This window comes from Allobosea sp. 05T422_2 (assembly GCF_056396265.1).
Genome location: NZ_JBFTLD010000014.1, coordinates 1 through 12,063, shown reverse-complemented (window position 1 = coordinate 12,063; position 12,063 = coordinate 1). Strand labels below are relative to the sequence as shown.

The following is a 12,063-nucleotide window of genomic DNA, read 5'->3' as shown; positions in this document are numbered from 1 at the left end:
TCAGAGGTTGATCGCGACTTCAGCCGATCCGGCCGCAACACCTTCTTCGTCCACGATAAGGATTTGCCTAACCGGATTGGTGCAATCTGGGACGAGCCGGCGCCGAATCTCATGCCGCGCCGGCACACGAGGGCAAAGGTGCAGATTTATCTCCCGATCGCGGAACTGCCGATCARCATCCTGATGGTGCTGGGTCTGAGCGGTGCCGTCGGCTTCATCTCCGGCCTGTTCGGGGTCGGCGGTGGCTTCCTGCTGACCCCTCTTCTGATCTTCCTCGATATCCCTCCGGCAGTTGCCGTGGCGACCGTGGCCGCCCAGGTCGCCGGCTCGTCGATGACCGGCGTCCTGACCTACTGGCGCCGCAAGGCGCTCGACCTCAAGCTCGGCAGCGTCCTGGTCGGCGGGGGCATCATCGGCACCATTTTCGGCGTTCTGTTCTTCAACTCGATGCGCCGGCTCGGTCAGCTCGATCTGGTCATCACCCTGTCCTATGTGACGCTGTTCACCATCATTGGCGGATTGATGCTCTATGACGCGCTGCGCTCGGCGCTGCGCGCCAAGGCGGGCAAGCCGGCACGCCGGCGCCGTCAGGCCGGCACACATCCGCAATGGATGAAGCTGCCCTGGCGCATGCGTTTTCACAGTTCGCAGCTCTACGCCAKCGTCATCCCGATCGCCGCGCTCGCCATCGTCATCGGCTTCATCGGCGCCGTGCTCGGCGTGGGCGGTGGTTTCATCCTGGTGCCGGCGCTGATTTACTTCTTCCGCATCCCGCCGGCGGTCGTCGTCGGCACCTCCTTGTTCCAGATCCTGGTGACGAGGACGGGCGCAACCATGCTGCACGCCCTCACAAACCAGTCGGTCGACCTGATCCTGGCGGCACTGCTCCTGGTCGGCGGCGTGATCGGGGCCCAGTTCGGCGGCCGCGCGGCGCGCAACCTGAATGTCGACTCCTTCCGTCTGCTGCTTGCGCTGCTGATCCTGTCGGTGGGCCTGCGCTTCGCGATCGAGCTGTTCATCCCGCCCAGCGACCCCTTCTCGGTAGTCCTGCCGGAGAGCGCGCGATGAAGGGCTTCAGGTCCCTGGCCGCTGCGTTGCTGCTGACCTCCATCGCGGCCACTGCCCCGCGTGCCGAAACGCTGATCGCATCCGTGTCTAGCCATCAGATCCAGATCTCCTCGAACTATACCGGCGATCAACTGACGGTCTTCGGCCTGGTCGAACGCGGCGGGCGGACGGTGGCGCGCGGCGACCCTTACGACATCGTGGTGACGGTGCGTGGGCCACAGCGCATGCTGATCGTCCGCGAGAAGGAACGGCTCGGGCCGATCTGGATCAACCGGACGCAGCGGCGCTTCGTCGATCGCCCGATATTCCTGATGGTGTCGAGCAACCGGCCCCTGAACGAGATCGTCAACGAGGATGCGGCGCGGCGCGACAGGATCGGGCTGGCCAACACCCAGCGCAACTTGCCGCCGGAGCTCTATTATGAGGAGAGCACTGTGCGCTTTCGCCAGGCGCTGATCCGAATCCTCGAAGACAAGGGTCTCTATGCGCAGGACGAGCGCGGCGTCACCTTCCTGTCGGAAACATTGTTCAGCGCGCCGATCGATGTGCCCGCCACCGCACCGACCGGCTCCTACGAGATCGAGATCGCGCTCTATTCAGGCGGCGCCATGCTGGCGCGCCAGACCACCAATTTCGAGGTGATCAAGACCGGCATCGAGCAGCGGCTGGCGACCGGCGCACATGACCATCCGCTCCTCTACGGACTGGCCACGGCGGCCATGGCGCTGCTTCTGGGCTGGCTCTCCAGCGTCATTTTCCGGCGCGACTGAGCATTGGCCCGAAAAGCTAGGCCATCGGACCGGATACGATTTCCGGTCCGATGATCTAAACCCGGCGCTACGCGACCAGGAGATCATAGGCGAGGAACGGCACGAGGGTTCCGGACTCGAGGTATGTCAGGTCCTCCGCGAGCTCTACCAGCCCGTGCGTGCGCGTCAGCGAGGTCATGACCCCGGCCCCGTCCAGAGGATGCTTGGACGCGATCATGACACCGTCCGCTCCAGGAGCGAGCGAAACACCGACATACTCACGCCGCCCGGGCTTCTTCCGATAGGGGAAGCCGAGCCTTACAGGCAGCGGCACCGGGGCAACATGGGCCGAGCCGGCAAGCCGTGCCAGGACCGGGCGTGCGACAAAGGCGAAGGTGACGAACACGGCAACCGGATTTCCCGGCAGGCCAATAAACGGCACGCCTTCGATGACGCCCATGGCCACCGGCCGGCCCGGCTTGATGCCGATACGCCAGAAGACCAGCGCGCCGACCTGTTCGACCGCCGCCTTGACGTGATCCTCCTCTCCGATCGAGACGCCGCCGGAAGTCAGGATCAGGTCGCAACTCCGGGCCGCGCCGCTCAGGCGCGCAGCCAGGCTGCCCGGCTCGTCACGCAGGATGCCGAGATCGACCACATCCGCCCCCGCCCGCGCCACCATGGCACGCAGCGCAGCGCGGTTGGCGTCGTAGATCGCGGCCGGCGGCAGGGGCAGGCCCGGCTCCGCCAGCTCATCGCCCGTCGAAAAGATCGCGACACGCGGCCGGCGGCGAACGTCGACAGAGGCATKACCGAGCGCAGCCAGCAGCGCGAGATCCTGCGGCCGCAGGCGCCGGCCTGCCGACAGGGCGGTCTCTCCACGCGCGATATCCTCGCCGGCCGGTCGGGCATTGGCACCGCGTTTGAGGCCTCCGGGCAGACGGACGAAGCCTTCTTCCGCTGTCACATCCTCCTGCATGAAGACGGTATCGGCTCCTTCCGGTATCGGCGCGCCCGTAAAGACCCGGACGGCCACGCCTGCAGTTGCAATGCCCGCCGCGTCAGTGCCGGCGGCAAGCCGGCCTGAGAGCGCGAGGCGGGTCTCTCCTGCCGACGCCAGATCGACGAAGCGGACCGCATAGCCATCCACGGCAGAATTGGCGAAGGGCGGGAGATCGAGGCCGGCCACGACATCGCTGGCGAGAACCCGACCATCGGCGTCGGCCAAGGCGACCTGCTCCGTGCCCTCCACCGGCCGAATCCGCTGGCCCGCAAGGTCAGCCGCTTGCTCGATGCTCATCAAGGGGCCACCGAAGGCGAAAGTATCCTCGCTGAGTTGCGCCATTCTGCCCTCAACCCTGTTGCTGCACGCGAGCCAGAATGGCGGTGAGCGGCTCGGCGCAAGAAAGCACAATCTCTGCGATTGCGCCGATGTCGTCGAGATCCACGACAGGGCAGCCCGCCTCGGGAAATGCGCTGTCGCAGGCGATCGCGACGATCATGGGGTCGCCCGGGTGCAGCGGCGGCTTGCCGTTGGCTGCGCGATGCACCTCGATCTTGAGATGCGGCTCGCGCTTGAACCCCTCGATGATCACCAGATCGACCGGGGATAGTCGCCGGAGCAGATCCGGCAGATGCGCTTCCGGCTCGCCGCGCAGTTCATGCATCAGCGCCCAGCGGCGCTCGGACGAGATCAGCACCTCATGCGCGCCCGCCTGACGGTGTTCGTAGGAATCCTTGCCGGGCTTATCGAGGTCAAAGCCATGGTGCGCGTGCTTGACCGTGGAGACCGAGACACCGCGGCGTGCAAGTTCCGGGATCAGGCGCGTCAGCAAGGTCGTCTTGCCGGCACCGCTCCACCCTGCCAGGCCGATCACACGCATCAAAGCTGAATCCCCCAAAACACGATCGGGCACAAAGGCACCCTGTTGTCATCTGGCACGCCCCCTCCCCGGTCAAGCCAAGTGGATGGGACCGCCACGGCTCATGCCCGCGATCATCGCGCCCCGTGCGATGCCGACAGGGCAGCAAGGCCTCTCGCGCTCCGCTGCGGCGAAGGGCCGGTGGTTGCTCCCGCGCAAGAAGCCATCATATGAAGCACTGCGTATTCGACAGGCTCGGCCCATGATCTCGATCCCCCTCAATCTGCGCGGCTTGAAATGCCCCTTGCCGACACTGCGCGTGCGCAAGGCGCTGAGGAGCGCCGACGCCGGAGCCTTGTTCGTCGTCGAGTGCACCGATCCCATGGCGGCGATCGACATTCCCAACCTGATGCGCGAGACGGGCGACGCAATCGAGCTCAGCCGTTCCGAGGGCGAACTTCTCGTCTTCCACATTCGCAAAGCTGCGGCCTGACGCCGCGCCAGCCGGAGTACGCCTTCGTGGCCCTGACCGAATCCGACATTCTGCGCGCGCTCGAGCTGGTGAAACTGCCCGCGAGCGGCCAATCGCTGCGCGCTTCCGGCCGTATCGCGGAAATCCTGATCGACGGCGGCAAGGTGATCTTTGCGATCGGCATCGATCCGACCGAGGCTGAAGCGATGGAACCCGTGCGAAGGGCCGCGGAAAGCGCGGTCGGCGGTATTCCGGGCGTCACCCAGGTTCTGGTCGGGCTCACGGCAGACAAGGCGCCGTCGCGACCGGCGCCCTCTGCCGCCGCGCAGGCACGCCAGCAGGCGCACGGCCAGCCAGGTCCCGGCGGGCCGATGCCAAAGGCCGCCGGCGTGCCCGGCGTGAAGCAGATCATCGCGGTGGCCAGCGGCAAGGGCGGCGTCGGCAAGTCGACGACCACGGCCAATCTCGCGGTCGCGCTCGCGATGCTCGGCCTCAAGGTCGGCGTACTCGACGCCGATATCTACGGTCCCTCCGTGCCCAAGATCTTCGGCATCACCGGTAAGCCGCGCCTGGTCTCCGGCCGGACGCTGGCACCGATGGAGGCCTATGGGCTGAAGATCATGTCGATCGGCTTCCTGATCGACGAGGAGACGCCGATGATCTGGCGTGGGCCGATGGTGATCTCGGCCATCACCCAGATGTTGCGCGAGGTCGCCTGGGGCGAACTCGACGTGCTGGTCGTCGACATGCCGCCCGGCACGGGTGACGCGCAGCTCACCATGGCGCAGCAGACACCGCTCGCGGGCGCAGTGATCGTCTCGACGCCTCAGGATCTGGCTCTGCTCGATGCCCGTCGCGGCGTCGCCATGTTCAAGCGCGTCGAGGTGCCGATCCTCGGTATCGTTGAGAACATGAGCTATTTCGTCTGCCCGGAATGCGGCCACCGCTCCGACATCTTCGCCMATGGYGGGGCGCGRCACGAGGCAGAGCGGCTGGGCGTGCCCTTCCTTGGCGAGATCCCGCTTGCCATGCCGATCCGCGAGACCTCGGACGCCGGCCGGCCGATCGTGGCAAGCGACCCAGAAAGCGCCCATGCCAAGGCCTATCTGGCCATTGCGAGGCAGGTTCAGGCGGGCCTGAGTGGCAAGACCCGGGCCGCGCCCCGCATCGTCATCGAATAGAGGCACCCCCCCCGGCCCGAAATCAGAACTCGGCGGCGAGCGGACACTCGCCTCCGGCCTCATGCCGCGAGCGTGGAGGCGGCCAGACATCGCGAGCGCGTTGTTGACCCGGCCCCTGGGACCGCCCCGATAAGGGCAGCGGTCAGCCGGTAACGAGGTGATTCGTGAGCTCTTGCACTCCTTTCCTGAACCCGGCCGAGGCGGCCAGGCGGCTTGGTGTTTCCGCCAAGGCGTTGCGCATCTACGAGCAGCGCGGACTGGTCGCCCCGGTCCGCACCATGGCCGGGTGGCGCGCCTATGGCCCCGCCGAGATGGCTCGTGCCGCCGAGATTGCCGCATTGCGCGCGCTTGGGCTGAGCCTCGTCCAGGTGGCGCGCGTGCTTGGAGGCGATGCCCAGGAGCTGGAACCGGCCCTGGCGGCTCACCAGGCTTCGCTCGAGGAGCGTGCCCGTCAGCTCGCAGGAACGCTGGAGAAGGTCCGCAGCCTGCGGACTGACCTTGCCAGAGGTCAGGCACCCGCGGCCGGAGAACTGGTGCGCCTGCTGGAGCCCGCAATCGAACGCGGCGTCGCCTTCGATCTGCCCTGGCCCTGGGGCGGCGAACGGTTTGAGCTGCGCGAAATCCTGCCGCTGACCTACATTGTCGGCCCGCTCGGCAGCGGCAAGACGCGGCTGGCCCGGCGCCTGGCCGAGGTCTTGCCCGATGCGGCCTTCCTCGGGCTCGATCGGATCGCGGCTGACGGCGCAATCGGCCGGGCAGACATGGATTCCGATCCGGCATTGAAGTCTCGGGTCGCCAGGACCCTGGCCCGGCTCGTCGACGACGGCGCCCGGATGTCTGGTGCGCTGGCCGCCCTGGTCGCCGAACTGGAAGCGGAGGGTCCCGCGGTCCTGGTCGTCGACATGATCGAGGACKGGTTGGATCAGGCCACACAGCAAGCCTTGATCGCCCATCTGCGCGGCCGCGGGCCGCATGGACGGCCGCTCTTCATGCTCACGCGCTCCTGCGCGATTCTGGATCTGGCAGCCGTTGGGTCCGACGAGGCGATCATCCTCTGCCCTGCCAATCACAGCCCACCGGTCCGTGTCTCCCCCTACCCCGGCACTCCCGGCTACGAGGCCGTCGCCACCTGCCTCGCCTCACCCCAGGTGCGGGCGCGGATCGCATGCCCACCCCGGCTGGCGTAATCAATCGGCCCTCCGCACCGGCGCCCAGCCGCCCCGGCCGGATACCGGGGCGGCTCCAGGCATTTGCCAATGTTCTTCTTTTGTTCTAGGTTGACCGAAAGGAGGTCGTTCCATGCCCGTTCAGCCCGCGCGCCATATCAGCATCTCGATCGGCAGGCCGATCGAGCAGGTCTACGGCTTTCTGGCAGAGCCCCGTAACTTCCCGAAATGGGCCGAAGGGCTGGGCCATAGTTTCAGGCATATCGAAGGCATGACCTGGGCTGCCGAGACCCCATTGGGCCTGATGCGCATCCTGTTCAGCGAACCCAATCCTTACGGTGTGCTCGACCATGCCGTGATCCCCGATCACGGGGAGCCGATGCACAACCCGATGCGCGCCCTCGCCAATGGCGATGGCAGCGAGGTGATCTTCACTCTCTACAAGCGGGCCGAGATGAGCGACGACGATTTCGCCCGCGATGCCGACTGGGTCACGAGCGATCTGAGGCGTCTCAAAGCGCTGCTGGAAGGCTGACGAGAGCGATTGGCCCGTGCTGACGCCATCGGGCGCAGAAACCTGAGATCCATGCCTCGGCGCGCCTGTTTGACGCTGTTCGATGGTTTCCAATGCACCTTCGCGCTTCCGTAGCGAAGCCGGCACGCGCCCTCAGAGCCGGGCTCTGCGGCAAGCTGGTACAGCGGGCGCCCCAACCCACCATCACGCATCGCTCAGCCGCGCGTGAAGCTGCTCGGCCTCGACCAGGTCATCAGGGCGATTGGCATTGAAGAACGGGTCGACCGGATCGACCGGCCACTCCGCCGCCGCAACACCATGGCGCGCCGTCCAGCGGCCGATCTTTCGCTCATCCTCGACCGTGAGTGCATGCCGCAAGTCGTCACGCAGCGCGACCGGCCACAGCCCGATCACCGGATGGTCCCAGCCGCCCGATGCAGCGCAGGCCAGCGGAACATTGCCCGCTGCGCGCGCCACATGGAGCCGTTGCACAAGATCACGCGGGATGAAGGGGGTGTCTGCCGCAACGCTGACCATCCAGGCATGTCCGGGGCGGTTCGCGGCCATCCAGTCGAGCCCGGCCAGGATGCCGGCCAGCGGCCCGGCGAAACCGGGCACGCTGTCGGCGACCACCGGCAGGCCGAATTCAGCGAAGCGCGACAGGTCGCCATTGGCATTGATCAGAAGTCCGTCGCATTGCGGCCCCAGGCGATCGACGACATGGGCGAGAATGCTGCGCCCGGCGATCAGCCGAAGCGGCTTGTCGCCACCGCCCATGCGGCGCGCGAGCCCGCCGGCGAGGAGGAGACCAAGCGTTGGAGGGATGGTCATGCCATGGCCCGCAAGCGTCGCATCTCGCGTTCGCGATCGGCGGCGCCGGGCCTCACGCCGGCACACCGAGCCGATCCGCAGCCCAGGTCTCCACCGCTCGGCCCTCAGGCGGCAATGGGGTCCAGTCATCGCCGGCAAACTCACGCCAGGCCGAAACGAAATCCTCGCGAACGGCGATCAGCACGGGCAGGCCCGATAGCGCCGCGGCCGCGATCTCCTGGCGCAGGCCCTGACCAAGCTGCTCCTGCCGCCCGAACTTGTTGACGATCACGAGATCGATGTTTCCCGTCAGAGCGGCCGCGACCGCTCCTCCCGCTGCCGCAAGGCCGGCGACGTCGAGCCGGCAACCCGACGCGCCCGCACCACGATCCTCGCTGATCGGAAAGCGCCGGCCATTCGCGAGGTCCTCCAGCGCCATGGCGTGACAGCCATCCCCGCAATCATCGCCGTTGTGCTGGACGACACCGCCGAGCTTCAACCCCTGCCGCTTCATCTGGCTGGCAAGGCCAACCATGAATGCATCGATCTGGAAACCGGAGGAATAGACGATTGCGGCAAGCGTGTTCATCGTCCCTCCATCCCACGAAATATCATCCGCAGCCAGAACCGTGACCGCAAGGTGCTATGATGGCGTCATGGCCCTGCGTCAGATGCCGGCTCACTGTTGCAGCGCACCTACAGTCGCGCGGGCCGCCACAAGCTAGGGTGCTGCGGGGCTGACGTCCGGCGTGTTCTCCGGTCAAAGCCGTTTGTTCGGTTGCCGTCCATGATCCGCCACAACGCCAATGCCCCGATTGACCCCGCCGCGGACGCAGCCTTGCTGCTGCGTCGCATCGGCTTCGCCACGCTTGCGCTGGCGCTACCGATAGCGTCGCTGGTGTCGCGTCGCGCGGCCGTCGTGCTCGCGCCGATCGGGGTTGCGTTGCTCATCATTTCCTCGCTGATCGAGGAGCGTGGCCAGTTCGGCAGGAATCTGAGGGATTCCCTGCTGAGCCGGCCAGGCATGATCCTGATGGGGCTCGTGGCCTGGGCCCTGCTCTCGCTGGTCTGGAGCCCCTACACGCTTTCGGCGACCGAGAAGGCCACCAATCTGGTTCTTGCCGTCGCGCTCGGCTTTTGCGGTGCCGCGGCGCTCCCGGAACGCATGCGCGCCTCGAACCTCAATCTCGTGCCGCTCGGCACCGGCATCGCCGCGCTGTTTGCTCTCGCGCTGCTGGTCGCCGGGAACATGAGCGCCGCTGGCGTCTCTCCGGGCGTCGAACGCGGCGTCAGCGTCGTGCTGATCATGTCGTGGCCCGCCTTCGCCTGGCTCCTCTCGCGTGCGCGCGGCTTGAGCGCACTGGGCCTCGCTCTCGCCGTCGGCCTGCTTGCCATGACCCGCTTCGAGGATGGCGAGGCGGTGGCGATGATCTGCGGCACGGTGGCCTTCGGAGCGATCAGCGCCAATCGGGTCGTCGCCGCTCGCGCCATCGCCATTATCGTTGCCGGGCTGATGTTGCTGGCGCCGCTCCTGCCCTTCCTGCTGATGCCGATCGCATCGCGCTTGCCCGACGATCTCGCCCTCACCCTCGGCATCTGGGCCGACATCGTCAGCCGCGAACCGGTTCAGCTGATCACCGGGCACGGCCTCGACACCGTGCTGCGCGGCCGCCTGACGGGTGGCCTGCCTCAAGACACGCCGACGACCATTCTGTTCGAGTTCTGGTTCGAGCTCGGCCTTGTCGGAGCCGCTTCGGCCGCGATCTGCCTGTACTTTGCGATCAAGGCCGCGGGCCAGATGGCGGGAGCGCTCGCCGCCGGCGTCACTGCTGCCTATGTCACGGCCTTCGCGCTTGCCGTTCTGGGCTTTGCCACCTTCCAGACCTGGTGGCTGATGACGCTCGCCTCCGTCGCCCTGATGTTCACGGCGATTGCCCGCGGGCAATACCGGACCGAGCGACCGCTCGCGCCATTGATGCCGCAGCCTGCAGCGAACAGCAGGCCAAAGGCCGGCGGGCCTGCTTCCTCCTGATCGCCCCCTGAGCGGCGCGGCTCAGGCCGCCGCCGCCCGGTCGCCGTTCACGGCATGGCAGGCGACACCGTCGATCACCGGCGGATTCTCGATCTTGCAGCGGTCGAACGCCAGCGGACAGCGCGGATGGAAGGTGCAGCCGGAGGGCGGGTTGATCGGGTTCGGGATTTCCCCCTTCACGCCCTCGCGCGCCTTGCCGACCATGGCGAGATCCGGAACCGCATCGAGCAGCATGCGGGTATAGGGATGGCGCGGGGCCGAGAAGAGCTGCTTGCCCTCCGAAACTTCCACAAGCCGGCCGAGATACATCACGCCGATGCGCGTCGCCATATGCCGGACCACGGCGAGGTTGTGCGAGATGAAGAGATAGGTCAGCCCGAATTTCTGCTGCAGATCGCGCATCAGGTTGAGGATTTGCGCCTGCACGGAGACATCAAGCGCCGATGTCGGCTCGTCGCAGACGATGAACTCGGCATTCGAGGCGAGCGCGCGTGCGATCGCGATGCGCTGGCGCTGCCCCCCGGAGAACTCGTGCGGGAACTTCTTGGCGTCATCGGGATGCAGGCCGACCAGCGTCAGCAATTCGCCGATGCGGGCATTGATGTCGCCTTCGCCCTCGATGATGTCGAAGGCGCGGATCGGCTCGGCGATGATCCGGCCGACACGCCAGCGCGGATTCAGGCTGGCATAGGGATCCTGGAAGATCATCTGGATGCGCCGACGCATCCGCTGACGCTCCTGCGCGACCGCAACGTCGTTCATCGAGATGCCGGCGATGCTGACAGTACCGCCCGAGGGTGGCAGCAGGCCGACCACCATGCGCGCGACGGTGGACTTGCCCGAGCCGGATTCACCGACGAGCGCGAAGGTCTCGCCCTTGCGGATATCGAAGGAAACCCCGTCGACGGCCTTCAGATACTGCTTCGGCGCGCGTTCGAGCATGCGGTTGAGCCAGGGCTTCGACACGTCGAAGACGCGCTTCAGGTCGCGGACCTGGACGAAGGCGGCGTTAGGCGGAGGGAGCTGGCTCACGCTGCGATCTCCGCATTGGGCTGGTCGTAGAGATGGCAGGCGACCTGCCGGTCGCCGACCCTGGTCAGCTCGGGCCGCTCGACATGGCAGCGGGCGAAGGCATGAGCGCAGCGCGGATTGAAGGCACATCCCCGCGGAATGGCCGAAAGCCGGGGCATCGCGCCGGGAATCTGCACGAGGCGGTCGGCATCACCCTCGATCGACGGGATCGCGCCCATCAGCCCCTTCGCATAGGGGTGGAGCGGGTCCTTGACGACATCGCGGACCGGGCCGATCTCGGCGATCCGGCCGGCATACATCACCGCGACCCGGTCGGCCGTTTCGGCGATGACGCCCATATCATGGGTCACCAGCATCACCGAAGTGCCGCGCTCACTGCAGAGGCGTTTGATCAGCGCGATGATCTGGGCCTGGACCGAGACGTCGAGCGCAGTCGTCGGCTCGTCGGCGATAATGAACTCGGGCTCGGCGCAGAGCGCGAGCGCGATCACGACACGCTGGCGCATGCCGCCGGAGAATTCGTGCGGATAGCCGTCGATCCGCCGCTCCGGCGCCGGGATGCCGACCTCGTCGAGCAGGGCGATGGCGCGCGCGCGGGCATCCGCTGCGCTCAGGCTGGTATGAGTCCGGATCGTCTCGATCAACTGCTCGCCGACCCGGTAGAGCGGGTTCAGGCTGGTCAGCGGATCCTGGAAGATCATGCCGATCCGCTTGCCGCGGATCCTGCGCATCGCCTCGGGCGGCAGATTGTCGACGCGCTCGCCCGACAGCACGACCTCCCCGCCGGCGATGCGCCCCGGCGGATCGATCAGGCCGATGATCGCGGAACCGGTKACGGACTTGCCCGCGCCGGATTCGCCGACGACACCGAGCACTTCGCCGCGTGCGATATCGAAGGAGATCTTGTCGAGCGCGCGCAAGGTACCGCGCCGCGTCACGAACTCGACGGTCAGGTCACGGACGGAAAGAACGGGGACGGTCATCGGGTCACCTCAGCCGCGGATTGAGCGCATCGCGCAGCCAGTCGCCGAGCAGGTTCACCGCCAGCACCAGGATCGCCAGGGTCACGCCGGGAAAGGCGACGATCCACCAGTCGCCGGAGAACAGGTAGCGGTTGCCTATGCTGATCAGAGTGCCGAGCGAGGGCTGCGTCGGCGGCAGGCCGACACCCAGGAAG

At 67.0% G+C, this 12,063-nt stretch carries 13 protein-coding genes and 1 pseudogene; 7 read left to right on the top strand and 7 right to left on the bottom strand.

Features of this window, described 5'->3' with window-relative positions; translation table 11 throughout:
- The first annotated feature begins 138 nt into the window (after positions 1-138).
- Complete coding sequence (locus AC1DJT_RS04615; RefSeq protein WP_476833617.1) at positions 139-1,068, top strand: sulfite exporter TauE/SafE family protein; 930 nt, start codon at positions 139-141, stop codon at positions 1,066-1,068.
- Positions 1,065-1,838 (top strand): TIGR02186 family protein, encoded by a 774-nt coding sequence (locus AC1DJT_RS04610; protein ID WP_441488850.1) that lies wholly within the window; start codon positions 1,065-1,067, stop codon positions 1,836-1,838. The genes AC1DJT_RS04615 and AC1DJT_RS04610 overlap by 4 nt, the downstream gene beginning before the upstream one ends.
- 67 nt (positions 1,839-1,905) lie before the next feature.
- Here the strand turns inward: AC1DJT_RS04610 and AC1DJT_RS04605 are convergent, their stop codons facing one another.
- Together AC1DJT_RS04605 and mobB are read right to left on the bottom strand one after the other, a co-directional pair.
- Positions 1,906-3,162, bottom strand: a complete 1,257-nt coding sequence (locus AC1DJT_RS04605; protein ID WP_476833616.1) for a molybdopterin molybdotransferase MoeA — start codon at positions 3,160-3,162, stop codon at positions 1,906-1,908.
- A 7-nt stretch (positions 3,163-3,169) separates the two neighbouring features.
- The gene (mobB, locus tag AC1DJT_RS04600) at positions 3,170-3,700 is read right to left on the bottom strand and encodes a molybdopterin-guanine dinucleotide biosynthesis protein B (protein ID WP_441493552.1); all 531 of its coding nucleotides are present in this window, start codon (positions 3,698-3,700) and stop codon (positions 3,170-3,172) included.
- Positions 3,701-3,941: 241 nt separating this feature from the next.
- Between mobB and AC1DJT_RS04595 the strand changes: the two genes are divergently transcribed.
- From AC1DJT_RS04595 to AC1DJT_RS04580, 4 genes are all read left to right on the top strand, one after another.
- Positions 3,942-4,172 carry a sulfurtransferase TusA family protein gene (locus AC1DJT_RS04595; RefSeq protein ID WP_441493551.1) on the top strand — a complete coding sequence of 77 codons (231 nt, stop codon included), beginning with the start codon at positions 3,942-3,944 and terminating at the stop codon, positions 4,170-4,172.
- 26 nt (positions 4,173-4,198) lie between these two features.
- Positions 4,199-5,332 carry an Mrp/NBP35 family ATP-binding protein gene (locus tag AC1DJT_RS04590; RefSeq protein WP_476833615.1) on the top strand — a complete coding sequence of 378 codons (1,134 nt, stop codon included), beginning with the start codon at positions 4,199-4,201 and terminating at the stop codon, positions 5,330-5,332.
- A gap of 164 nt (positions 5,333-5,496) precedes the next feature.
- Positions 5,497-6,519, top strand: coding sequence for a MerR family transcriptional regulator (locus AC1DJT_RS04585; RefSeq protein WP_476833614.1), 1,023 nt, complete (start codon positions 5,497-5,499; stop codon positions 6,517-6,519).
- 112 nt (positions 6,520-6,631) lie between these two features.
- On the top strand, positions 6,632-7,033 hold the full coding sequence (locus AC1DJT_RS04580) for an SRPBCC family protein (RefSeq protein ID WP_441506109.1): 402 nt from the start codon (positions 6,632-6,634) through the stop codon (positions 7,031-7,033).
- A gap of 183 nt (positions 7,034-7,216) precedes the next feature.
- Here AC1DJT_RS04580 and mobA read toward each other — a convergent pair whose 3' ends face one another.
- Both mobA and AC1DJT_RS04570 read right to left on the bottom strand, forming a co-directional pair.
- Entirely contained in the window at positions 7,217-7,843 is a 627-nt protein-coding gene (gene mobA / locus AC1DJT_RS04575) for a molybdenum cofactor guanylyltransferase MobA (protein ID WP_441493547.1), read from the bottom strand.
- 52 nt (positions 7,844-7,895) lie between these two features.
- Positions 7,896-8,411 carry a DUF2478 domain-containing protein gene (locus tag AC1DJT_RS04570; RefSeq protein ID WP_441506108.1) on the bottom strand — a complete coding sequence of 172 codons (516 nt, stop codon included), beginning with the start codon at positions 8,409-8,411 and terminating at the stop codon, positions 7,896-7,898.
- A gap of 198 nt (positions 8,412-8,609) precedes the next feature.
- Between AC1DJT_RS04570 and AC1DJT_RS04565 the strand changes: the two genes are divergently transcribed.
- Entirely contained in the window at positions 8,610-9,854 is a 1,245-nt protein-coding gene (locus AC1DJT_RS04565) for a peptide ABC transporter permease (RefSeq protein ID WP_441506107.1), read from the top strand.
- Positions 9,855-9,875: 21 nt separating this feature from the next.
- Here the strand turns inward: AC1DJT_RS04565 and AC1DJT_RS04560 are convergent, their stop codons facing one another.
- From AC1DJT_RS04560 to AC1DJT_RS04550, 3 genes and pseudogenes are all read right to left on the bottom strand, one after another.
- Positions 9,876-10,796, bottom strand: a complete 921-nt coding sequence (locus tag AC1DJT_RS04560) for an ABC transporter ATP-binding protein (protein WP_441506139.1) — start codon at positions 10,794-10,796, stop codon at positions 9,876-9,878.
- 86 nt (positions 10,797-10,882) lie between these two features.
- The gene (locus tag AC1DJT_RS04555) at positions 10,883-11,869 is read right to left on the bottom strand and encodes an ABC transporter ATP-binding protein (protein WP_441493544.1); all 987 of its coding nucleotides are present in this window, start codon (positions 11,867-11,869) and stop codon (positions 10,883-10,885) included.
- A 4-nt stretch (positions 11,870-11,873) separates the two neighbouring features.
- Positions 11,874-12,063: pseudogene (locus AC1DJT_RS04550) on the bottom strand (ABC transporter permease); the annotation flags it as partial.

What these genes read in the sequence shown, in the direction of transcription:
- AC1DJT_RS04610 (WP_441488850.1), top strand. Translation starts at nt 1,065, where the DNA reads ATGAAGGGCTTCAGGTCCCTGGCCGCTGCGTTGCTGCTGACCTCCATC.
- mobB (WP_441493552.1), bottom strand. Translation starts at nt 3,700, where the DNA reads ATGCGTGTGATCGGCCTGGCAGGGTGGAGCGGTGCCGGCAAGACGACC.
- AC1DJT_RS04595 (WP_441493551.1), top strand. Translation starts at nt 3,942, where the DNA reads ATGATCTCGATCCCCCTCAATCTGCGCGGCTTGAAATGCCCCTTGCCG.
- AC1DJT_RS04580 (WP_441506109.1), top strand. Translation starts at nt 6,632, where the DNA reads ATGCCCGTTCAGCCCGCGCGCCATATCAGCATCTCGATCGGCAGGCCG.
- mobA (WP_441493547.1), bottom strand. Translation starts at nt 7,843, where the DNA reads ATGACCATCCCTCCAACGCTTGGTCTCCTCCTCGCCGGCGGGCTCGCG.
- AC1DJT_RS04570 (WP_441506108.1), bottom strand. Translation starts at nt 8,411, where the DNA reads ATGAACACGCTTGCCGCAATCGTCTATTCCTCCGGTTTCCAGATCGAT.
- AC1DJT_RS04565 (WP_441506107.1), top strand. Translation starts at nt 8,610, where the DNA reads ATGATCCGCCACAACGCCAATGCCCCGATTGACCCCGCCGCGGACGCA.
- AC1DJT_RS04560 (WP_441506139.1), bottom strand. Translation starts at nt 10,796, where the DNA reads ATGCTCGAACGCGCGCCGAAGCAGTATCTGAAGGCCGTCGACGGGGTT.